The 21,663-nt window shown below is 62.7% G+C and carries 24 protein-coding genes and 2 pseudogenes; 11 read left to right on the top strand and 15 right to left on the bottom strand.

Annotation, left to right across the window (positions count from 1 at the left end; translation table 11 throughout):
• Positions 1-173 precede the first annotated feature (173 nt).
• Positions 174-1,670 (bottom strand): AI-2E family transporter, encoded by a 1,497-nt coding sequence (locus ACUY2Y_RS03755; RefSeq protein ID WP_448324870.1) that lies wholly within the window; start codon positions 1,668-1,670, stop codon positions 174-176.
• Positions 1,671-1,849: 179 nt separating this feature from the next.
• Here ACUY2Y_RS03755 and ACUY2Y_RS03760 point away from each other — a divergent pair, with 179 nt between their 5' ends.
• The 6 genes from ACUY2Y_RS03760 (at position 1,850) to ACUY2Y_RS03785 (ending at position 7,751) form a co-directional block, all read left to right on the top strand.
• Positions 1,850-2,044, top strand: coding sequence for a hypothetical protein (locus tag ACUY2Y_RS03760; RefSeq protein WP_448324871.1), 195 nt, complete (start codon positions 1,850-1,852; stop codon positions 2,042-2,044).
• A gap of 20 nt (positions 2,045-2,064) precedes the next feature.
• The gene (locus tag ACUY2Y_RS03765; RefSeq protein WP_448324872.1) at positions 2,065-3,657 is read left to right on the top strand and encodes a metallophosphoesterase; all 1,593 of its coding nucleotides are present in this window, start codon (positions 2,065-2,067) and stop codon (positions 3,655-3,657) included.
• 86 nt (positions 3,658-3,743) lie between these two features.
• On the top strand, positions 3,744-4,832 hold the full coding sequence (gene ychF, locus ACUY2Y_RS03770) for a redox-regulated ATPase YchF (protein ID WP_448324873.1): 1,089 nt from the start codon (positions 3,744-3,746) through the stop codon (positions 4,830-4,832).
• Between the two features lie 18 nt (positions 4,833-4,850).
• Positions 4,851-5,018, top strand: a complete 168-nt coding sequence (locus ACUY2Y_RS03775; protein ID WP_448324874.1) for a hypothetical protein — start codon at positions 4,851-4,853, stop codon at positions 5,016-5,018.
• 227 nt (positions 5,019-5,245) lie between these two features.
• Positions 5,246-7,030, top strand: a complete 1,785-nt coding sequence (locus tag ACUY2Y_RS03780; RefSeq protein WP_448324875.1) for a hypothetical protein — start codon at positions 5,246-5,248, stop codon at positions 7,028-7,030.
• A gap of 112 nt (positions 7,031-7,142) precedes the next feature.
• On the top strand, positions 7,143-7,751 hold the full coding sequence (locus ACUY2Y_RS03785; RefSeq protein WP_349236925.1) for an ATP-binding cassette domain-containing protein: 609 nt from the start codon (positions 7,143-7,145) through the stop codon (positions 7,749-7,751).
• Here ACUY2Y_RS03785 and ACUY2Y_RS03790 read toward each other — a convergent pair.
• From ACUY2Y_RS03790 to merA, 4 genes are all read right to left on the bottom strand, one after another.
• Positions 7,748-7,894 (bottom strand): hypothetical protein, encoded by a 147-nt coding sequence (locus ACUY2Y_RS03790; protein WP_448324876.1) that lies wholly within the window; start codon positions 7,892-7,894, stop codon positions 7,748-7,750. The genes ACUY2Y_RS03785 and ACUY2Y_RS03790 overlap by 4 nt on opposite strands.
• A 124-nt stretch (positions 7,895-8,018) precedes the next feature.
• On the bottom strand, positions 8,019-8,408 hold the full coding sequence (locus ACUY2Y_RS03795) for a class I peptide chain release factor (protein WP_015381421.1): 390 nt from the start codon (positions 8,406-8,408) through the stop codon (positions 8,019-8,021).
• 191 nt (positions 8,409-8,599) lie between these two features.
• A complete protein-coding gene (locus ACUY2Y_RS03800; protein ID WP_448324877.1) occupies positions 8,600-8,950 on the bottom strand; it encodes a hypothetical protein in 351 nt (116 codons plus the stop codon).
• The gene (gene merA, locus ACUY2Y_RS03805) at positions 8,947-10,368 is read right to left on the bottom strand and encodes a mercury(II) reductase (RefSeq protein WP_448324878.1); all 1,422 of its coding nucleotides are present in this window, start codon (positions 10,366-10,368) and stop codon (positions 8,947-8,949) included. Before merA ends, ACUY2Y_RS03800 begins: the two co-directional genes overlap by 4 nt.
• A 98-nt stretch (positions 10,369-10,466) precedes the next feature.
• Here merA and ACUY2Y_RS03810 point away from each other — a divergent pair, with 98 nt between their 5' ends.
• Complete coding sequence (locus tag ACUY2Y_RS03810) at positions 10,467-10,856, top strand: heavy metal-responsive transcriptional regulator (protein WP_005290994.1); 390 nt, start codon at positions 10,467-10,469, stop codon at positions 10,854-10,856.
• Positions 10,857-10,902: 46 nt separating this feature from the next.
• On the opposite strand, the pseudogene ACUY2Y_RS03815 reads toward ACUY2Y_RS03810, so the two are convergent.
• Positions 10,903-11,148 (bottom strand): annotated as a pseudogene (locus tag ACUY2Y_RS03815) (LLM class flavin-dependent oxidoreductase); the annotation flags it as partial.
• A gap of 165 nt (positions 11,149-11,313) precedes the next feature.
• On the opposite strand from ACUY2Y_RS03815, the gene ACUY2Y_RS03820 reads away from it, so the two are divergent.
• Both ACUY2Y_RS03820 and ACUY2Y_RS03825 read left to right on the top strand, forming a co-directional pair.
• Positions 11,314-11,559: a type II toxin-antitoxin system RelE/ParE family toxin gene (locus ACUY2Y_RS03820; protein ID WP_448324879.1), complete on the top strand. Its 246-nt coding sequence runs from the start codon at positions 11,314-11,316 to the stop codon at positions 11,557-11,559.
• Positions 11,560-11,567: 8 nt separating this feature from the next.
• The gene (locus tag ACUY2Y_RS03825) at positions 11,568-11,873 is read left to right on the top strand and encodes a HigA family addiction module antitoxin (RefSeq protein ID WP_201819850.1); all 306 of its coding nucleotides are present in this window, start codon (positions 11,568-11,570) and stop codon (positions 11,871-11,873) included.
• Between the two features lie 7 nt (positions 11,874-11,880).
• On the opposite strand, the gene arfB is transcribed toward ACUY2Y_RS03825, so the two are convergent.
• A complete protein-coding gene (gene arfB / locus ACUY2Y_RS03830; RefSeq protein ID WP_448324880.1) occupies positions 11,881-12,324 on the bottom strand; it encodes an alternative ribosome rescue aminoacyl-tRNA hydrolase ArfB in 444 nt (147 codons plus the stop codon).
• 301 nt (positions 12,325-12,625) lie between these two features.
• Between arfB and ACUY2Y_RS03835 the strand changes: the two genes are divergently transcribed.
• Positions 12,626-13,606 (top strand): NAD(P)-binding domain-containing protein, encoded by a 981-nt coding sequence (locus tag ACUY2Y_RS03835; protein ID WP_448324881.1) that lies wholly within the window; start codon positions 12,626-12,628, stop codon positions 13,604-13,606.
• Positions 13,607-13,684: 78 nt separating this feature from the next.
• On the opposite strand, the gene ACUY2Y_RS03840 is transcribed toward ACUY2Y_RS03835, so the two are convergent.
• The 5 genes and pseudogenes from ACUY2Y_RS03840 to ACUY2Y_RS03860 all read right to left on the bottom strand — a co-directional run bounded on the left by ACUY2Y_RS03840 (position 13,685) and on the right by ACUY2Y_RS03860 (position 18,239).
• A complete protein-coding gene (locus ACUY2Y_RS03840; RefSeq protein WP_448324882.1) occupies positions 13,685-15,577 on the bottom strand; it encodes a heavy metal translocating P-type ATPase in 1,893 nt (630 codons plus the stop codon).
• A complete protein-coding gene (cmtR, locus tag ACUY2Y_RS03845; RefSeq protein ID WP_210574861.1) occupies positions 15,574-15,933 on the bottom strand; it encodes a Cd(II)/Pb(II)-sensing metalloregulatory transcriptional regulator CmtR in 360 nt (119 codons plus the stop codon). Before cmtR ends, ACUY2Y_RS03840 begins: the two co-directional genes overlap by 4 nt.
• Positions 15,934-16,015: 82 nt before the next feature.
• Positions 16,016-16,246, bottom strand: a pseudogene (locus ACUY2Y_RS03850) (LLM class flavin-dependent oxidoreductase); the annotation flags it as partial.
• A 21-nt stretch (positions 16,247-16,267) separates the two neighbouring features.
• Positions 16,268-17,347 (bottom strand): FUSC family protein, encoded by a 1,080-nt coding sequence (locus ACUY2Y_RS03855; protein WP_448324883.1) that lies wholly within the window; start codon positions 17,345-17,347, stop codon positions 16,268-16,270.
• A gap of 238 nt (positions 17,348-17,585) precedes the next feature.
• Positions 17,586-18,239, bottom strand: a complete 654-nt coding sequence (locus tag ACUY2Y_RS03860) for a hypothetical protein (protein WP_448324884.1) — start codon at positions 18,237-18,239, stop codon at positions 17,586-17,588.
• A 105-nt stretch (positions 18,240-18,344) separates the two neighbouring features.
• Between ACUY2Y_RS03860 and ACUY2Y_RS03865 the strand changes: the two genes are divergently transcribed.
• The gene (locus ACUY2Y_RS03865; RefSeq protein WP_448324885.1) at positions 18,345-18,896 is read left to right on the top strand and encodes a DUF1707 SHOCT-like domain-containing protein; all 552 of its coding nucleotides are present in this window, start codon (positions 18,345-18,347) and stop codon (positions 18,894-18,896) included.
• On the opposite strand, the gene ACUY2Y_RS03870 is transcribed toward ACUY2Y_RS03865, so the two are convergent.
• From ACUY2Y_RS03870 to ACUY2Y_RS03880, 3 genes are all read right to left on the bottom strand, one after another.
• Positions 18,897-19,574, bottom strand: a complete 678-nt coding sequence (locus ACUY2Y_RS03870; RefSeq protein ID WP_448324886.1) for a YoaK family protein — start codon at positions 19,572-19,574, stop codon at positions 18,897-18,899.
• A 70-nt stretch (positions 19,575-19,644) separates the two neighbouring features.
• Entirely contained in the window at positions 19,645-20,325 is a 681-nt protein-coding gene (locus ACUY2Y_RS03875; protein WP_448324887.1) for a hypothetical protein, read from the bottom strand.
• A gap of 224 nt (positions 20,326-20,549) precedes the next feature.
• Positions 20,550-21,641: a hypothetical protein gene (locus ACUY2Y_RS03880; protein WP_448324888.1), complete on the bottom strand. Its 1,092-nt coding sequence runs from the start codon at positions 21,639-21,641 to the stop codon at positions 20,550-20,552.
• Positions 21,642-21,663 lie beyond the last annotated feature (22 nt).

Raw genomic sequence — 21,663 nt, forward strand, 5'->3', positions numbered from 1 at the left:
ACGTCGTCGGGGTGGGGCGAGCGGGCGGACTCGTGAGCCGGGGTGCGCCGTTGTATCCGCACCGCGTAGAAGGCGGCGCCGACAAACACGCCGGCGGCGAATGCGAGTACGGCGACGATGAGGATCAAGCTGACGGCAACGGTGGTGCTCATGCACCACACAATTGCATACGGCTAGGACACGTCGTCGTCGCCACCCTTACGCGAGCCGAACACATTTTCGATTCGCCAGTCTTTTGGTGAGCGCAATGAGATGCCTTTGACCTGTTTTGCCAGGGCTGATGCACGACGGCTGCGTGGCGCAGCAGGAGCCTGTTCCCGTTCGTCGTCGTCCTCGTCGACGGTGGGCGGGGACCAGGCGTGCTGGGACAAAAGGTCGGTGCGGGCTGCGTCGCTTTCACGCTCCTCGGCTTCGGCGAGCGCGCGGCCGACATCGGTGGCGAAGGTGAGATCGGCGGCGCTGACTTCGCCTGCGTGTAGACGCAGCATGTCCTGGATATAGCGGAACACCACAGCCAAGGTCGCTGCGACGGGCACGGCGAGGAAAGCGCCGACGAGACCGAAGAGACCGCCGCCGACGGTGACGGAAACGAGGACGATCACCGGGTGCAGCTTCATGGCGCGGGACTGCAACAGCGGAGATAGGACATTGCCTTCGAGTTGCTGCACGGCAAGGACGATGGCCAGCACGATCAGTGCCTTGGTGAAACCGAGGGAGACCAGGGCGATCAGCACGGCAAGGGCACCGGCCACGATCGCGCCGACGAGAGGAATGAACCCGGCGATGAAGGTGATCACGCCCAGTGTGAACGCCATCGGTACGCCGAGGATCCAGATGCCGATGCCGATGAAGAGGGCGTCGATAAGCGAAACGACGGCTTGCGCGCGGATGTAGCCGCCGAGCGTCTCCCACGCGCGGGTGAGCAGCTCAGTCGCGTGCAGGCCCGCGCGGCCGCCGGTGGCGCTGCGTACCCACGGCAGGAATTTCGGCCCGTCTTTGAGGAAGAAGAAGGTCAGAACCACGACAACGACCAGGGTGATCGACATCGATGTGGCGGTGCTGATGCCGCTGAAAATGCCGCCGGCGATGGCGCCCGCCCGGTCTTGCATCCACGTGGCCACGTCTTGGACGATGCTGTCGACTTGGCCCGCGTCGATATTGAACGGCAGGCTGTCTTGGTTTTGCAGCCAGAGCTGGAGTCCTTGAATGCCTTGGCCGGCCTGAACCACAAGAACCCGTGAATTGCGCAGGATATCCGGGAGGATGATGGCCACGAAGAAGACCAGCACGGCGAAGAAGATCAGCAGCGAGAATAGTGCGGCGAGCCCACCGGGGACTTTGTGTCTGCGCAGGAAATTCGTGATCGGGGAGAGGACCGTGCACACGATGAGAGCGAGAATCACCGGGAGGATTCCGGCCCAGAATTTCCCGACGAGGAAGAAGGTCGCGCCGAGCAGGATGACGATGATGAGCGTCCGCAGCGAGAATTGCGCGGTGGATTTCATCCAGGAGTTCACGATCACAGATCGGTCGACACGGTTGCCGTATTCGTGCACGTCGGCGGAGCCGTTCGACTGGGCGTCCGTCGCTTTGACCTTCTCAGCCAGCGTCTGCGCGTCGTCGGTCACGGTTTCTTTGCCCGCTTCGGGGTCAGTGTGTGCAGAACTCACGCGCCCTATTGTGCCCTAACCGATCGGGGTGCAGGTACGGGTTCGCACTTCGCTTTTCGACGAGCGCCCCAAAGTGACCTGTGCTACATTCTTGTGCGCAGACGCAGGAGAAGCTGTATTTTCCCTGTCTGAAACGTCTCCCGTACCGCCTTCCGCCGATTGATGTTGATGAGGTTGCTATGCGCCTGAAGACCACTGTTACGGCCGCCGCACTGACGGTAGCCCTGGCCGGTTCGACTTTCGCGGTGCCGGAGGCATCCGCGCAGGCACAGGGTGGTCCGATCACCTTGAGCTCGCTGCAGATCGGTGCGGATGCCGCTGCCGTGCATTTCCAGCCGCAGATCCGCGACATGCTCGCCAATATCCGTTTCTGAAAATTAGAAAGAAGAACCACATGACTATCCGCCGTCCATCCGCACTGGCCGCTGCGTCCATGACGCTGGCGCTGACCTGCTCTTTCGTCGCTGTTCCTGATGCTGCGGCACAGTCCACGGGCACGAAGGGGGCGACTGTGAGCCACATCGGCGTCGGTGCGACATCGACCGACATGAACTTCTCGTGGCGCGCGACGTCCAACGGGGACGAAGCCGTCAAGTACTACCCGTCCGGCCATCCGGAAGAAGCAAAGACCGTCGCGGCGAAAGAAGCCGATTACGGCGCGCTGCTCTACCGTTCTATGCACGCGAGCATCTCCGGGCTGCAGCCGGGGGCCGAGTACACCTACCAGATCGGCTCCGACAAGGGCGGGTGGACCGACCCGGAGACCTTCCGCGTGCAGGCCGAAGGCGACAGCTGGTCCTTCCTCAACTTCGCCGACGCTCAGATCGGCGTCGACCTCAAGGTCGAGGAGCAGGCTGATGCGTGGCGCACCGCCGTCAAGCAGGCGACCGGAAAGTACCCGAACTCCGAGTTCATTCTGCACGCCGGCGACCAGGTCGAGGGTTGGGGCAACCCGATCAAGCAGTGGGAAGCGTTCTTCTCCGCGGAGGAGTTGAAGAACTACCCGGTCGCGCTGACGAAGGGTAACCACGAAACCTACAATTTCTCGGATAAGCACTTCGACGAGCACGGCAACCTCCCGAACCGAGACGGCCGCACCGCGAACTACTTCTTCGAGCGCAACAACGCACTGTTCGTCGTGCTCGACTCGAACGAGAGCTCGAAGGGCGACATCGAAAAGCATGCTGACTTCGTGCGCAAGACCGTCGCCGAGCATGGTTCGGGCAAGGACTGGATCATCGCCGTCATGCACCACGCGCCGTTCAGCCACGGCTCGCACGCGATGAAGGACTCGGATGTGAAGGCGCTGCGCAAAGGGCTCGCCCCGGTCTTCTCCGAGGCGGGCGTGGACATGGTCATGTCCGGCCACGACCACATGTACAACCGTTCCCACCTGCTGAACGGGCTCACCCCGACGGTGCCGGACGCGCGCCCCAATGCCGGCGACGTGCTGAAACCGAAGGCCGGCGAGGTCCTGTACGTCACCACCACCACGGCCGGTGGCGGCAAGTACTACGACTTCCACAGCCCCGACGGTAAATCGCACCCGGAGATCACTGACCGCTCCCAGACCGAGGGCACGGACCTGCAGGCCAAAGAGATCGCTTTCTGGACCCAGGACAAGACCCCGGATTACGCCGTCGTGGACGTGGATAAGGACAGGCTGACCATGCGCACGTTCAATGTCGCGGACCATTCGCTTGTCGACGAATTCACCCTGGACAAGTCCAGCACCGACCGCCCCGCGCCGGGGACCGTCGACCCCGGAGTTGTGACCCCGGGCGGCGGCGACGCAGACGAAGATGGGTCTAGCGGCTCGTCTGCCGGCGAGATCGACGCTTCTTCTGCCGTCGGTATCGGCATCGGCATCGCCGTCCTGCTCGGCCTGATCGGCGGGGCAGTGCTGGCTGCCCCGCAGCTGCGCGAAATCGCCGCTCAGGTTCCGCAGCTGCGCCAGTTCGCCGACCAGTTCGGCATCAAGCTCTAGTCGCTGCCTCTTCCCGCACGCTTCGTCCACGCCCCATCCACGCCCGTCGCCCGGGCTGGCTGGGGCGTGCGTTATCATTGGCCACCGTGAGCCTTACTCTTGGAATCGTCGGCCTGCCCAATGTGGGCAAGTCCACCCTGTTCAACGCACTGACCCGCAACGAGGTCCTGGCGGCCAACTACCCGTTTGCCACCATCGAGCCGAATGTCGGCCTGGTGCCGCTGCCGGATAAGCGCCTCGACCGCCTGGCTGAGATCTTCGGCTCCCAGGAGATTCTGCCGGCCACGGTGTCCTTCGTGGATATCGCCGGCATCGTCAAGGGCGCCTCTGAGGGTGAGGGCATGGGCAATGCCTTCCTCGCTAATATCCGCGAGGCGGACGCGATCTGCCAGGTCGTGCGCGCATTTTCCGACGACAATGTCATTCACGTCGACGGCCAGGTGGATCCGGCCAGCGACATCTCGGTGATCAACACCGAGCTCATCCTCGCTGACCTCCAGACCATCGAGAAGGCGCTGCCGCGTCTGGAGAAGGACGGCCGCAAGGACAAGGACCTCGCCGCCCAGGCCGAGGAAGCAAAGAAGGCGCAGGCGATCCTTGAGAACGACACGACTCTCTTCGCCGCATCCAAGGCCGGCGAGATCGACCTCGCCCTGATCCGCGACTTGCACCTCATGACCGCGAAGCCGTTCCTCTACGTCTTCAACTCCGACGAAGGCGTGCTCACCGACGACGCGAAGAAGCAGGAACTCCGCGAGCTCGTCGCCCCCGCTGAAGCCGTCTTCCTCGACGCCCAGACCGAGACCGAGCTCCTCGAGCTCGACGACGAGGACGCAGCAGAACTTCTCGCGGCCGTAGGCCAAGACGAGCCCGGCTTATCGACGCTCGCTCGCGCCGGTTTCGAAACCCTCGGTCTCCAGACCTACCTCACCGCCGGCCCCAAGGAATCTCGCGCCTGGACCATTCACAAGGGCGATACCGCACCCAAGGCTGCCGGTGTCATCCACACCGACTTCGAAAAAGGCTTCATCAAGGCCGAAATCGTCGCCTTTGATGACCTCGACGCGCTCGGCTCCATGGCCGAGGCCCGCGCGAACGGCAAGGTCCGCCAAGAGGGCAAGGACTACGTGATGGCTGACGGCGATGTCGTGGAGTTTCGTTTCAATGTAACCTAAATACGCTATGAATAGCGTATGACTACACGCGCTTTCACCGTGAATCGGTGCCATACTTCGACTGTGACCGTCAACGGCAGAACGCAACGAAGCATCAACACCCGCGGCGGCCAGAAGTCGATCGCCGAGCTTTGGGCAACGAATTTGCCGGGCACTAAGGACAGCTACTACTACAACTTCTGCTAGAACTCATGCGCATTCGACCCCTAGTACTTGGGCTTTTGAGCCTACTTCTTGCTGCAGTCATCGCGACTACTGGGTGGCTGCTGACAGCCCTGGTTGACTCCACCAAGCCCTTGTCCTTAGGGGTCGAATCAACCTTTAGTCTTGACTACGTCGAGCCTAAGACTTCACTCGCGGAGGAACTTGAGTCAGACTACGCACCGACGGTAATCCGTAACTCACTGGTTTCATTGGCCGAGCAGAACGGCTACTCCATCTACCGGCTGACTGGCACCGATGACGCAAGCGGGACTTCCCACGAGGTTTTCATCCCGCTGGAGCAAAATTATCCAGCACCGGAACGCATTCCCCGGCTCAACCGGCCGGATGCCTTGAGCCAAGCGGCCAGTGAGCTTGGGTCGCTGGATTACCACGGTGACTACGTCTTGGTTCCCAAAGCAACGGGTGGCAATGCGAACCACTTCTACGAATCGGCCAGGAATGACGGGCTCAGGCTAAGCGAAAAGACGCAGTTCCTTCACCTCATCCAATCGGTCGTATTCCGCCTGCCCGCGTTGGTGGCGATCCTGTTTCTATTTGTCGTTTCCCTTTTTGCCCTGGTATTTGTTCTTCGGGTTTCCGGTCTTAGATTGGCAGCGCTGCGCACAATAAATGGCGGGCACCGCAGTCAAAAAGGCAATTGGCGGCAATGGGCCTTTGTCATCCTCCCGCACCTAGTTCTCATTGGCCTTGCGAGTACATTCCTCGCCCGCCAAGGGAGCTATTCTTTTGCCTTCCTGTTCCTCAGGTTCTACGCCGCCGGGATAGGCTTGGCCCTGGCTACCACCGGTTTGGCCGTAGCCGTCACCGCCCCATTGTTGCGCCGCGCAGTAGCGCTGCTGGGGCAGCGTGCCCCCGCAGAGAAGGCGGCGGGAAAAGCGCTGAAAGTAATTTCGGTCTTTACCTGCGTGACCTTTGTAGCAGCGGGTCTTAGCTCAGCGGCTGCGCTCCGCTCCTACCAGCAGGAATCCGAGGCCCAACAGACCTGGAAATCTCTCGCGGAGTTTGGAGCCTTGCATTTTTCAGCCAACTTCGACGGCCCTGCTGGCCGCGTGGAAGGAGGCGAGCTCTTGCCGCCCAGTGTGCAGCAGAACTTCCGCGACTTCGCGCTCAGCTGGGAACGGGAGCACGGGGCTGTCCTCAGCCATACTTTGCCGAAAGAAGCTACCGGTGTGCCGGACTCCTGCCCCGTGGCACTTGCTAACCGCCAATGGCACGATCTGCAGGATTATCAGTTCCGTCCCGGAGACGACAACCACTCGGTCGACTATTCCGCAGCCCAAGAGCATTTCGCAGCTTCCGTGGATCTGTGGGCTCAGGAATCCGGCGACCTGCTCCTTAAGTCTGCGCAAATTGGTCCGGTCAGTGCCGATCATGCGGTCGGATTCATTAGTGGAACAATGTCGGGGGAACTGGTTCCCGGCGATTGTTTTTACGTGCTTGAAACGGACGATCTATCCGGCTTCGACGCAGACTTCCTAAGCTCCACAGCTTCGAGTAAAAATTTGCTCTTCGCGGATTTCTCGGAACTGGGTCCAGAACTTACCGCTGCCGGCCTCGAAGGCTACGTGTACCCGGTGCGCGCGGCCGATCGCGGTCTGGCCGAACTAGTAGCCAGCACGGCGCTGTTCTGGCTGAGTATCCTGAGCGTCCTCGGAGCTTTGCTCGCCACGCTTGCGGCCTTGATAGTCCAGGCGCGCATCCAGCTCCGAGTTCACCGTCGCCTCCTGGTACTCCTCCACAGCGCTGGGCAATCACCGGACAAAACGATGTGGCGACTATTCAAAAGCCAACTGGTCAGCCTGACAGTTGTCGTCATATTGTCCGTGCTGGCTCCGCTACTGCTTCCCAACCCGTTCCTCTACACCTTCACCGCGCTAAGCTGCCTTGTCTTAATCGTCTACCTCGGTTTTGTCCGTCTCAGTATTTCTCAGCACATGTCCGCCTCCCCTAGGAGTCACAATGTCATTGGCTAGCCCCAATCAGTCCCCCACTCTGCCGCCGGAGATTTCCAGCTCTCATCTCTGTCTCGCCGCGGAGTCGACTTTTTCTGTGGGGCGCAGCACGCGGATGGTGAAGAAGTCCCTCGTGGAAAATGCAACGTTTTCCCTACCCGGGCCAGGCTTTGTCGCCATCTGTGGAGCCAGCGGTTCCGGAAAGACTTTGCTGCTCAACACCTTGGCCGGGCTCCTGCCGCCGGCGGACGGCCTCCTCCGGATAGACGGTGAGAATGCCTCCGCGTGGAGGATGAAGCGGAGGCGGAGGTTCTGGCGAGAACGCGCAGCGATAATCCACCAAGACCACGGAATCATTCCCGAACTAAGCTGCGAAGATAACCTCACCCTCGGGCTATCCAGGAAGCAATACTCCAAAGAAGAATTGCTGCACTCCCTCGGCGAAGTCGGTCTTGATGTCCCCTTCGACGGGCCGGCAGCTATTCTCAGCGGAGGCGAGCAGCAGCGGCTGGCGATCGCCCGAGCCCTGCTCCGCGGCGCGGCTTATGTGTTCGCTGACGAGCCGACCGCCTCCCTCGACCCCACTAACCGCGACCAAGTTATCGCGCTCCTGCGGCGAGCTGCGGACGGGGGCGCACTCGTTCTGGCCGCCACGCACGATGCCGCAGTTATTGCTGCCGCTGACAGCACCTTGCGCATCAATGATCGCCAGGTCACAGTCTCCGGCTCTGCGCGGGATTAAATCGCGATGCCCGCGGCCTTGGCCACCTTCCGGTACCCGGCCGCATGGTCCGCGACGCTGGCGTGGGCGTTGAGTCCGCTGGGGTTGTCGAGCACGGGCCTGACCCCCGGAAAGAACATAGATGTGTTTCTGTGCACCACCATATGTTGTCTGTTTTTAGCAGTATTTCGTTGTAAATTCCGCTACAGCACATCGGATACCGCATTTACGCATCGAGCGGTTATTTATCGACGACACTCCGTCGAGTTCAAATTTAACGTGTAGTGCTTAACCTCTGCGATGAACTCTTTGATCCCGGGACGTGATGAGGACTGGGGCTATTGTGCTCCCCCGAACGCTACGGCCCGGGGACACGAGGCTGTGTCGCAGGTGCAAGCGAGAGGACCAGGAGCGAAACACAGACCGCTGAGTCGACGCAGTCACGGTAAAGACGGAGCCGTCTAGGCGGTGCTCGAGGTTGCGCGAGATACGGTGACGCTGGGCGTCGGTAAGCGATGCGCATTCGGCGACATCGATGGAAAGCTGGACTTTGCCGTCCGTCGTGTTGACGCCCTGGCCGCCTGGAGTCGACGATTTCGCGAAACGCTCCGCGAGATCGGCGGCGATGACCGCACCGTCGGGGATCCCCGGGCCGGGCGCTATGGTCAGGTCGTTCATGCCGCCCAGCCTAGGTGCCCACAACCCTTTCTCGTCTCGGCGGAAGCGGAGACCGCGTCGCGACGGCCGGGATCCAGCCTCAGTATTATCCTCGTCACCGGTTGATTCGAACGCTTTTTGCTCCTCCTTCTCCCGTCGGGCTTCGATTTCAGCGGCCTCCGTAGGTGGCAGTGATCGCTGGATCCCTCGAACTACCGGTTCCGATCAGCGGTCGAAGGATTTTCGCAGCAGCCGGACCTGCGGCGCCGGTGCCGCCGCCGTAGCCTGTCGAGCATCCCCGCCATGACGGCCATCACGACGGCGGTCCCGGCACCGATGATCCAGGGATTACCGAGGAGCCCACCGACGCCTGCGAGTGCTCCGCCCGCCGCGATGAACGGCAGGCCGCAGCAGAGCAGCGACGGAAGCGCGCAGCATGCCAGCAAGAGCAGCCCGGTCACTGCAGCGACGACGGGACCGGCGCGCCATTCGTCGCGGTCCTGATCGGCGCTCATCGTCTGCTTCAGGATGAGATCTCCCCGATTGCCTGCGTTGCCGTTCATGCGCAGCACGACAGCAGCGACGGGTCGGTGGTGAAGGCCTTCGCGGCGATCCGGATGCCCTCGGCCATGGTCAGGTAGGGGGCCCAGGCGTTGGCGACCTCGGCGACGGTCCTGCCGAGCACGTGGATGCCTGCGGCGGCGAGCTCCCCGGCGTCCTTGGCGACGGCGGTCAGGCCGAGGATCTCGTTCGTCTCGGCGTTCACGACGATCTTGATGAACCCGCGGGTGTCGCGGTTCACCAAGGCGCGGGGCACGTGGTGCAGGGGCAGGACGCGGCAGTCGCAGCGGATCCCCGCGGCGAGGACGTCCTTCTCGGTCATCCCGACCGCGCCGATCGCGGGCCCGGTGAACGTCACCCGCGGCAGGCGGGCGTAGTCGACGGACCGGTCGGCGTCGGCGAACGCGTTCTCGGCGACGAGGGTGCCGTGGTGGGCGGCGACGTAGACGAACTCGGGATGCCCGGTCACGTCGCCCGCGGCCCAGACCCGCGGGTTCGAGGACTGCAGCCGGTCGGAGACGACCACCTCGCCGGAGTCTCCGGTATTCACCCCGACCGCATCGAGGTTCAGGCCATCGGTGACGGGACGGCGTCCGAGGGCGACCAGGACCTGGTCGGCGCGGAACTCCTGCGAGCCGCCGGACAAGGCGGCGGTCACGACGGCCTCGCCTCCCGTGCCGCGGGAGACCCGGGTGGGCACTGCGCGGCTGACGACGCGGATGCCCTCGTCGGCGAACACCTCCTGGAGCGCCTTCGACACCTCCGGCTCCTCCTTCGAGGCGAGCCGGGACCGCACGAGCAGCGTGACCTGCGAGCCGAGGCGGGCGAACAGCTGCGCCTGCTCCAGGGCGACGTAGCCACCGCCGAGCACCAGCAGCGACTCGGGGACCTCCGTCAGCTCCATCGCCGTGGTCGAGGTCAGGTATCCGGTCTCCTCCAGGCCGTCGATCGGCGGTGCCCACGGGCGAGAACCAGTCGCGACCAGGTAGTGGTGGGCCTCGATGGTCTCGACGCTTCCGTCGGATCCGGCAACATCGAGAACCGGCGCATCAGGGGTGCCCACGAACGAGGCGTCGCCGCGGAGGACCTGCCAGCCGTAGGAGTCGGCGACGTCGGCGTACTTCTCGCCGCGCAGCGACTCCACCAACGCTTGCTTCCCAGCGATCAGCGCGGGCATGTCGACGGGATCCGCCGTCGTCGCGATCCCGGGGAACCGGGTTGCGGCGTCGACCGCGACGTGCCGCGCGCCGGCCGCGGCAATGAGCGCCTTCGACGGGACGCAGCCCGTGTTCACGCAGGTGCCGCCGAGCGTCCCGCGCTCGATCATCACCACCGACTTCCCGAGCGTGCTGGCGCGGATCGCAGCGGCGAACGCGCCGCCTCCCGATCCGATGATGGCGAGATCGTACTTCGTAGGCATCGCTACTCCTGTCAACTCTTGGCTTTCTGCTCTGTCTCAGCCATACTGGACCTTCCAGTGCAGTGGAAGGTCAAGCGCGGCCACGGAGGGAGACAGCAATGTGGATCGGAGAACTCGCCGAGAGGGCGGGCACTACCGCGAAGACCCTTCGCTTCTACGAGGAACAGGGCCTTCTGCCCCCGACCGAGCGCACGCCGTCCGGATACCGCGACTACGCACCCGAGACGGTCGCTCGGATCGACTTCATCCACCGCGGCCAGGCCGCGGGCCTCACCCTCGCCCAGATCCGCCAGATCCTCGACATCCGCGACGGCGGCCATGCGCCCTGCGAGCACGTGCGCGACCTGCTTGACGTGCGCCTCGCTGAGATCGAGCAGCAGATCGCGCAGCTCTCCGTGCTGCGCGACACTATCGCGGACCTTAGCCAGGACGCCGCGCACCCGGATCCTGAAACGTGCAGCACCGATCAAGTGTGTAGGTACTTGTAGACGGCGGGAGTCAATGACTCAAACGCTACAACCCCGATATGCGCTAGCGCATATCGATGCCGCCGGTGCCCACCTCGATGATTTTGGTGGTGGCCGCGATAGCACACAGCAGCGGCATCGGGGCGGAGGCCTGCAGCGCGAAGTGGTGGACTCGGAAGGACGCGTTGTTCACGCCGATTTCGTCCGCAGCCTGGGTGATCTCCAGACGAGTCTTGGCGATCTTTTCCGCAGATGGCCCGCACTAGCTGCCGAAGGCGTAATGCCCGAAGCTTAAGAAGCCGAACGCTTTCATTGGATAACACTCCTTTTGATGGTGTTAACGAGAGGGAGTAGCTTTGCAACGACATACCGTCGAGTTCAAGTTCAACGTTTAACGCGATGCGTTATTGACGCTTCGCGTTATGGGGGGATAGGGTGAAGCATGATTCAGTCGTTCGGGAATCGACAAACATGACTGGTGTTTCTGCGTGAGCCGGTTCCAAAATTGGATCCTCGGATCCACAAGTCGGCGAACAAGAAACTCCACCAGCTCAATGCGGCAGTCTCCCTTGACTCCCTCCGCGTGCCACCCAGTAACCGCCTAGAGGCACTCAAGGGCGACAGGAAAGGGACTTTCAGCATTCGAGTCAATGACCAGCGGAGAATCACTTTTCTCTGGACGAGCGCGGGGCCCGAACAAGTGACCATCGAGGACTACCACTAAGGAACGCCATGTCGGAGAAGCTTTACCCTCCGGTTCATCCTGGAGAGATTCTTCTCGAGGATTTCATTGAAGGATTTGAAATCACTCAGCACAAGCTTGCCGTATCGATCGGGGTGCCCCCTCGTCGTATCAACGAGATCGTGCACGGGAAACGCGGAATTACAGCTGACACCGCGCTCAGGCTCGGAAAATATTTTGGCGTCGAGCCGATCTTCTGGATGAATCTGCAGAACCAGTATGAGATTGAGGTGGCGGAGGACAAGGCCCTCGCTGAGATCGAGCGGATTCAGCCGATCCAAGCTGCCTCGGCATAGGCCCGAATTAGGGAATCTGGGGCCGTCGCCTCGTCGACTTCAGCTCCGAGCGCCGCTTCTTTGCTTCGAGTCGGCGCCGTACCGAGCTCCTTGTCGGTTTGGTCTTGCGCCGCGGGGGAGGGGGCGGAGCTAGGGCCTCGCGCAACAGGGCGGCCATGCGTTCGCGTGCCTCAGCTCGGTTGCGCACCTGCGACCGCTGGGTCGACGCAGACACGGTGAGGACGGAGCCGTCCAAGCGGTGCTCGAGGTTGCGCAAGATGCGGCGGCGTTGGGCGTCGGTAAGCGATGCGCTTTCAGCGATATCGATGGAAAGCTGGACCTTGCTGTCGGTCGTGTTGACACCTTGGCCGCCCGGACCCGACGACTTCGCGAAACGCTCCGTTAGGTCGGCAGCGGCGATGACTGCACCGTCGGGGATCCCCGGGCCGGGCGCGATGGTCAGGTCTTTCATGCAGCCCAGTCTAGGTGCCCTACGAGTCGTTCTTGTCTCGGCGGAAGCGAAGACCGCGTTGCGACGTAATCGTAATACGGAAAAGGACTTGGCAGCTAGGGGGAGGTTATAGTCTTTCGACAATCCGTGGAGCTCAAGCTCAACGTGTAACGAGGGGCGTTAAGGTGGTGATTGTTGACTACTACTGACAAGCTCTCCCTGTTGGTGAGTTCGCGGAGACACAACTGGTCGGGCATGTGCCCGATGAGGTGAGAAACGATACTGAAGCGTCACTTCCGGGAGATTATGGAGGGATGATCGATTGGCTGAGCATCACACGGCCATCGTCGTCGGTGGTGGCCAGTCCGGTCTAGCCACGTCCTACTACCTGCAGCGCTTCAAAGTGGACTTCATGATCTTGGACAACCAAGAGGAACCCGGTGGAGCGTGGTTGCACACGTGGCCTTCACTGACACTTTTCTCCGCCGCGGAGTTCTCCAATCTGCCCGGCTGGCCTATGCCGCGGTACCCGGGGTACCCGCCGGCAAGTCATGTCATCGACTATCTGGAAGGCTACGAAAAACGCTACGACCTCCCGGTTAGGCGCCCAGTGCACGTTCACAGCGTGTCCCATGAGGAAGGGATGTTCTCCCTAGATACGAGCGCCGGTCAATTTACAGCGGAACACGTTATCGCGGCCACAGGAACGTGGTCCGCGCCCTTCGTGCCCCACTATCCCGGTACCTTCCAGGGACGCCAGTGGCACTCGTCGACCTACCCCGGTCCCGAACCATTCCGCGGCGCGAAGGTCGCGGTGGTCGGTGGGGCGAACTCGGGTGCCCAGATCGCCGCGGACCTCATTGGGGCGTCGGAGGTCACATGGTTCACACGTGAGCAACCGCGTTGGATGCCTGACTACGTCGATGGCCGCGATCTCTTTCTCAACAGTCGCCGCCGGATTCTCGGCGGCGATTCCGGCCCGAACCTCGGGGACATTGTCGCGCTTCCTCATCTACGTGAACTCCGCAACTCTGGTCAGCTCACCGCTACCCCCATCTTCGATAGCTTGAGCGATCTCGACCACGACCACCTGATCTGGTGCACTGGTTTTCGTCCGGCCCTCGGTCCATTCCGCCACCTCATGCGCGACCGCGAACCTGAAGTGGAGAATCTGCATCTAGTCGGTTACGGCAACTGGACCGGCGACGGATCGGCAACGCTGATGGGTGTGGGGCCCTTTGCCAAACACACTGCCCAGGTAGTCGCGGGCCGTGTCGATGAAGCTCGGCATCAAAAGTTTTGAGATGTCGCTTGGTTCCTGAGCAGCTCGATCCTTCCAAGATCCGCGTTGGAGAGCCAGCGCGCTGGGCGAAAGCGTGGCTCAGCGCTTCGCTTGCGCAGCCCGCAGGCCGTTCAAGATCACGATGACTTCGGCGACCTCGTGAACCAACACGACGGCGGCCAGGCCCAGCACGCCGCTGATCGCAAGCGGCATCAACACGATGATGATGGCCAGAGACAGCACGATGTTCTGGTTGATGATCCTGCTGCCTCGGCGGGCGTGCTGTAGCGCCTGCGGGATCAGCCGGAGGTCGTGGCCGGTGAAGGCAACGTCAGCGGACTCGATCGCGGCGTCAGAGCCGGTCGCTCCCATCGCGATGCCCACCGTAGCGCCCGCCAGTGCCGGCGCGTCGTTGATGCCGTCGCCGATCATCGCCGTCGGCGTCTTGGAGGAGAGTTCGGCAACGATGCTTGCCTTGTCCTCTGGGCGCAGCTCGGCGCGCACGTCGTCGATCCCGGCGATTTCAGCCAGCGCCCGGGCGGTGCGAGTGTTGTCGCCGGTGAGCATGCTCACTTTCACGTCGTTGGCGTGCAGGGTCTGCACGGCTTCGGGCACCTCGGGCCGCAGCTCGTCGCGGACCCCGATCGCCCCGGCAAGGGCGTCATCGACGGTGACCAGGACGCAAGTCTGCCCCTCGGACTCCATGCGCTCAACATCGGACTTTAATGGCCCGGCGTCGATCCACCGGGGGCTGCCCACCAGCACCCGTCGTCCTTCGACGGTGCCGCCGATGCCATTCCCGGCTTCCTCACTGATGTCCAGGGCAGCGGGCACTTCGGGCCCCGCCGCCGCGATCGCCGCGGCGAGGGGGTGCGTCGATTGCTGCTCAACTGCCGCCGCAAAAGCAAGCACTTGCGCCCGATTGAATCCGTCTGCCGGGACCACGCCGGTAACCTCGGGCTGGTTGCGGGTGAGGGTTCCAGTCTTGTCCACCGCCAGGTGACGGATGCCGCCGAGCCGCTCGAATGCCGCGCCGGACTTGATGACCACGCCGAACTGGCTGGCTGCCCCGATCGCGGCCACGACTGTCAGCGGCACGGAGATTGCCAGCGCGCACGGCGACGCTGCGACCAGGACCACCAGCGCACGGGTGATCCACGTCTCGGGGTCGCCCAGCAGCGAGCCGATCACGCCGACTAGCACCGCCAGGATCATCACCCCGGGCACGAGGGGTCGGGCAATCCGATCGGCGATCCGGGCGCGGTCGCCCTTTTCCGCCTGCGCCTGCTCGACTAGGTCCACGAGTGTGGTCAGCGAGTTGTCCGTTCCAGCTGCGGTCGTCTCGACCTCCAGCACACCGGCGGAGTTGATCGCTCCCGCGGGCACCTCATCACCGGGCGCTACCTCCTCCGGAATGGATTCTCCGGTGATCGCTGAGGTGTCAAGGCTGGAGCGCCCGGACCGAATGATGCCGTCCGTGGCGATCCGCTCCCCGGGGCGCACAAGCATCAGCTCGCCAACCATGAGGTTCTTCGCTGTGACCTCGACCGCCGCTCCGTCGCGCAGCACCGTCGCGGTCTGCGGTACCAACTTCAACAGTGCCCGCAGTCCGCCCTGGGCCCGGTCCATTGCCTTGTCCTCGAGCGCCTCAGCGATCGAGTACAGGAACGCCAGCGCCGTGGCCTCTCCGACGAAGCCGAGGATCACCGCGCCAACCGCGCTGATCGTCATCAGCAAACCAATGCCGAGCTTGCGCTTCGTGACAAGATTCCGGATCGCTCCGGGCGCGAACGTGTATGCGCCTAGCAGCAGACCGACCCAGAACAGTATCGTCGCGGGTGTCTCCAGCCCGGACCAGTCCAGCGCCAAACCTATGCAGAGGGCTACGCCGGAGAAGATCGGCAGTAGCAACTCGGGGTCCTTCCACCATGGCCGATCGAGCTCTTCAATCTCCGTGGCGGTTTCGTGTTCGCATCCACACGCCGAGCTCATGCGTCCGCCTCCTTCTCGCCGCAGCCGGGCACCGAGCACTCAGGGTCGATGCACGGGGCGTTTTCGTCGACAGCCAACGTTGCGTTCACCAGTGCGTCGAGCGCTGCCGCGAGGTGCGGATCGGCGATTTCGTAGCGGGTCTTGCGGCCCTCTGGCTCGGCGACGATGATGCCGCAGTCGCGCAAGCAGGTCAGGTGGTTCGAGACGTTCGAGCGGGTCAGGTCCAGGTCGCGCGCAAGCACGGCTGGGTAGCTCGGGCCGTCGAGTAGGGTCATCAGGATTCGGGAGCGCGTCGGATCCGCCATGGCCCGGCCGAGCCGGTTCATGACGTCGAGGCGCGAAGCAATAGTCAGCATGTGTTGAACTATACAGTATTCACTGAACTATTCAACACATGCTGAACTGACGTTGGAACGAAGAGCTTGCAACCTGCCGGAATTACTCGATGGGATAGCCGGTAACTGAGCTTTCGCTGTTCGGCCGCCAGCCCAGCGCAGGGGCGACGTGGGTGGCGAAGTTTTCCAAGATCTTCACGTTGACGTCCACGCCCATGCCGGTGGGGATGGTGATGGGCAGGGTGTCGGCGGACATGATGGCGGGGTCGGCCTTGAGCTGCTCAATGAGCTTGTCCGGCTCGGCGGCGTAGGTGCGGCCGAAGGTGGTGGAGCCGACATTGAGCAGGTCACGTAGCTAGGACTCCGGTTGACGCTGAACGCGGCGCGGCAAGACCACGTTGGGGTAGGTCCGCACGTATCCAACTGCAATGATGATCAAGGCGGCGAATGCGCCTAGAACTGTCTCAGCGGTGCGGGCCAGCAGCATGGGGGCAACAGGTGCGGCGTCGACGGTCTGGACCATGAGCAACGCGGTCGGGGTGATGAAGGTCGCGGCGATCGTGTAATTCCGCGTTACGTACATCTCCGTGAGGTACTGCAGGACGATGATCCACACGACGATCTGCCAGCCGTGCAACGAGTGAGACAGGAGAAAGCCCGCTACGGCGATGCCGGTGAGGGTGCCCACCACGCGCTCAATTGCGCGGTAATACTGCATCTTGAACCGCGAGTTGACCAAGGGGGCCACTGCCGCGACCATCGCCCAGTAAGAGTGGGAGAGGGGGTCGAATAGACTCACGGAAATCAGGCCGAGCGTTCCCGCGATCAGAGGCGAGAAGAAAAACCGGCTGGCTTCTACCGCCAACCGCTGCCAGGGGAGACGCGCAGCATCGGGGGCGCGTGTCGGGACCTCGTTCGGCTTCGCGTTGCCGCCGGGTCCCTCGCCGATGAAGTGAGAAAGCTGCCCCAACACGAGACACAGCAACGCTGCACCGCCAGCGATGGCGAAGGCCAACGAAGGGTGGACGGGATTGCGGACAGACCCGACTGCCGCGACGGAGAAGACCACGAAGACCGAACCAGAAGGCTTCATGTCCGCCGTCAACGCGACCGTCGCCCACAGCGAGGACGCTATCGCCGTCACCACCATGAGCAACCACGGGCTCAGCTCGAACCAGGCGATTGTCGCGCCGATGGTGACAGCGAGGGTCAGGGCGATCCCGGCGAGGATGTGGTGCTTCAGTCGTTTCTGGCGGGTTGCGTGCCGGCCGTACACGCCGGTGAATGCCCCGAAGTTCGCGTAGATAGCCAGATCGATCCGTCCGATCGCCAGCAGCGTGAACATCGGGATGGCCACGCCGAGGGCCGTGCGGAATGCCGGGATATGGTCGCGCTGAGCAGGACCCATCTGGAACAGCGGATTGGATTTGAGCAACGACGACCTCCTCGGCAGTGATCTCCGGAAAATTTTGGAACCTGCAACACTGTAACGGGGTCCCTGGGGAGCTGCTCGGGGAGGGGCCGAGGGTGGACAGGCAGGGCACTATGCGATGTGCCCTATGCGATGTCCCCTCTGCGATGTACAAAACCCCAGGTCGGCATCGGCCGAAAACTGCGATCGCATAGTGTGGAAGGCCACAACAGAATTCAACAGCCGTTCACCCGCTGCGTGTTTACAAGGCGAACGGAACTACAAAAATGACCAACGCCACCGTCAGACCGAGGATTGCTGCCACGCATCCGATCTGTGTGTTGAGGTCCTGCTCCTTGAATTTGAACGGCGCGAATTTCACCCCGGTTTCTTTCATTGCTTTGCCGATCTCGCTATCCAAGTTCGGTCCGCTCGTTCTGCGTTTGACCCATTTGCCGCGTTCGTCGCGCCACACCTCCCAGTTCAGGTCGGCACTAAACGCCGTGCCCATGAAACCGGAGCTGAATTTGCTGGTCGAATTCGGTCCCTGTTCGGTGCCATGGCGAATGATGCGATCCTCGCGCACGAATCCTTCTGGACGGTCGTGCAGGATCACGACGCGCTCCTCGTCGAAGGCTTCTCTTTCGGTGGCGTATTCTCTGACGATATTGTCCCGGCGGGTCTGGATCACCATGCTCGAAGGTGTCGTCGTGATGGTGAACATCGTTCCGAGCAAACGTGGATACAAAGCTTGGGCGAGCGCGACGACGCGTGGACTGCCCCGGAACACCGGCGGCGGACCCCATTGACCCGGATCGGGGTGCGGCGTCACGTCTTCGGCGATATAAACCATTAAGAAGACCACGGCGACAACGATGAAAACTGCTAATGCGATGAGCAAGATGATCCATGTCATAGGCAGAATTCTATGCGGATTAGACTGCTAAAATGCGATAAGTTGATGGTGAACGGGCTCGCGCTCCATGGCGGAGTCCGCGACTAGTTAGAAAGGTCCACGCTCGTGACTGAGAGTTTCGATCCGAACCAGGTGCGCGTGGGAGACCCGGAGCGCTCGGAGGCGCTGGACCGGTTGGGGGAGCACTTCGCTAACGGTTACCTTGACGTCAACGAGTTCGAGGAACGTACGGGACGGGCAGCAGCGGCGCGCACGCGGGCGGATCTGACAGCGCTATTCGGTGACCTGCCGGGTGGTCAAGCACAGCAGGCGCCTGTGCCAGCGACGATCGAGAACGGCTCGACGGTAGCGAACGCGGAGTACTCCGACCGTGAGCTTGATGAAGCGCTCGACCGGAAGAAGAAGCTGAACCGTGCGCTGGGTATCCTCTGGTCGATCACGATGGCAGCGTTTTTCCTCTGGCTCTTCGTTTTTGAGGGGGATTACTTCTGGGTGGTGTTCCCGGTGGCGGGCATGCTCACCTGGGGCCTGTACTCGTACTACGACATTGGCGACGAAGAAGACGAGATGCTCGACAAGATTTTGGAGGACCGCAGCAAGGAGCGTGCGGAGCGTCTCCGCATCGCGCACCAGCGCCGCAAAGAGCTGGGCAAGTAGCTAGACGTGCAGTCCGCGGGAACGGCGGATGTGCCGGTTCACTAGGGCAGCCGCGGTCCCTGCGACGAGGAGCGCGGTGACTACCCACACGGAGTACAGACCGAACTCGACATAGCAGCGGCCACCGATCAGAGCGCCGCATGCGAGCGAGAGCCAGAGTGCGAAATTGATCAGCCACGCGCTGTGCGAGCCGCCGAAGAACGCGGCGACGAAGCGCTGTGCCATCTTCACCAGGGTGCCGGTCATGTACGTCAGGGAGATCGATACTTCGCCGTTGCGCTCGAAGGTGGAGTTCATCGCACCGACGGTGAATGACAGGCTGTAGACCGCCAAGTCTTCATGCCCCGTCGCTACCCACACCGACGCGATCGCGGAGGTCAGACATACGAATAACAAGATCGCTTCACGGGTCCGCGTCTGCGGCAGATACCGTTGCCCTAGTTGGCTGATCAGTGCACCGATCGCGACCCCGACCAAGAACAGCAGCATGAGGAGGCCGGCTTTGGCGGCGACGTCGAGGTGGCCGTCGTTAAGCGCTGCGGTGAGGCGCGTTGTGTTGCCGGACATGAACGACAAGAAGAAGCCGCCGAGGTACATGAAGCCGAGCGCGTCAATGAACCCCGTGATCGACGACAAATAGACGGCGAGGAGGTGCTCGCCCGTGCGGTAACCTTTCATGAGCTCAAGCTATAACACGCGACCATGAAGGTTGCGGTCGTCGCACGCTTATCGACGACGGCGCTGGCCCCTAGAGCTCTTCCACCCTGCCGCGATCTTCCACCAGACTGATCGCGCCGAGAGGCAGGCTGGTGTCGGAAGGGTAGTTCAGGTATCTATTCTCAACGATCAAGCGGACGCGCTTACCCACGTACGGCTCCCACCGCTCGCTCGAATCGAAGTGGGTGCTGTTGTCCCCGAGGGAGATGATCTCATTGACTCGGGTGTAGGGCTCGGGGCCCGCCTTCTGCGCAGTGATTTCGGTGGGCTCATCGAGCACGAGCACGTAGTACCTGTCCGACGGTTTGCTGTAGTCCGGGTTCGGATCCGGCGCGCCCTTTAAGACTTCTTCGGTCGTCTGCTTTTCCACCGTGCCGATGTATGCGGACTCTCCCGGCGCGAGGTCGCTGGATTCTTCGTCCTGGGTGTCCTCGTCTGAGTCGTCGCCCTCGCCTGTGTCGCCGTGAGCCTCTTCGCCATCGGCAGCATCGACAGCTTCCGGCTCCTCAGCGTCGCCCTCGGCTTCGTCGTCGGGGCCGAGAACCGTGCCGTCGTTGTACTGCGTGACGGTGACGATCTCGACATTGCCGGCAGGTTCCTCCGGCGCGGCCTGGGGGATCTCGGTGGATTCATTGCTGCCGCAGGCTGCGAGAAGTGTGGAGGCGCCGATGATGACGCTGGCAAAACGCGTGGCACGGCGTCGAGAAGTCATGCTGCTCAAAGTAGCACGATTCAGACACACCGGAGAGGTTGGTACCGGCTCGTTCCGGGACCTTGTGCTGAGGGCCGTGGATATAGCTTAAATCGTTTCCGTGTTGACTAAATATGACCTGGGGTTTTCCAAGCAGGTCCCGGCTAAAGTGAAAGTAGATCCACGCGGCACCTTGGGCGCGCCGGGACGGGACGCGGCGCACCGGGTGACACCTGCCAACGGGCTCACCCCACGAGCTCGAAGGGGATCGGCTCGCCCTCGACACCGTTGAGCACCACGGAAATGGCATGCGCGCCGGGGTAGAGGACCCGGGTGCTGGTGACAGCGAATGAATGCCGCTTGGTCAGGTCGCGTTCTTCGCCGGGGGCGAGAGTGAGCCGGCCGAGGCGGAAGGTGGTGGGGCGGCGGGTGCCGTTCTTCTTGAGGAAGTGGACGCGGTAGTCGACAAGAATGTCGCGGGGTTCATCGGAAGCATTGACCACACGCGCGGTGAGCACGACTTTCTCGCCGATCGCGACACGGGGCGGGAAAGCTGCGGAGACCAGCTGGATGTTGTCAGTGGCGGCGAAACCGACGGCAGCGAGTGCGGCGGGATCGCCCTGCCTGATCAATCCGCGCAGGCCGCGTTCGGCGACCCAGGTGACCTCCGGGGACGGGGTCTCGGCGAGCCAGCGCTCGGCGGTGGCGATGGCGAGTGAAGGGTGGGTGCGCGCGATGTCGTTCAGGTTATTGGCTACGGAGGTGCGCACATATAAAGAGGTATCTGCGTACAGGCGGTCCAGCACGGGAATGATGGGTGAGGGATCATCCAGAAACGGGCGGTGAACGGGGGCCCAGGGGAGGCGGGGGCGGAGGCCTTCCGTCGATAAGCGGCGCACATTGTGGCTTGGCGAGAGCGACCATTCCTCGACGCGGTCCATGGTGAGCGCGGGGTAGTGCTTAAGGTACGGGCGCACGGCCCACTCGCCGGTGAACGCGCGGGTGAGCGCCTCGGTCGCGGCGAGGGAAAGTTCGGGGTGGTCGAGGCCGTAGTCCTCGATGAAGCGGCTTATGGGCCAGAGGTGGAATGCGTGGTTGAAATAGCCTTCGCCTTCCGCGAGCTCAGGGCCGAGCTGATCGACGACCCCCGCCACCGCCTCCCCGTAATCCTCCGGCAACCGCTCGCGCAGGCCCCTCGCGAAGACCCCGACGCGGTCTTTGATCTCCAGATCGTCGACGCGGGGTGCGACCCACGCCGCGTACTCCTCGCCGTCGATGCCCAGCTGGTTTCCCAGCTTGCGGGCGGTGTCGGCGCCGAAGAAGTACTTCATCTTCATGGCGGCCATTCTACGAATACCT

This window comes from Corynebacterium sp. 20-84, assembly GCF_053479455.1.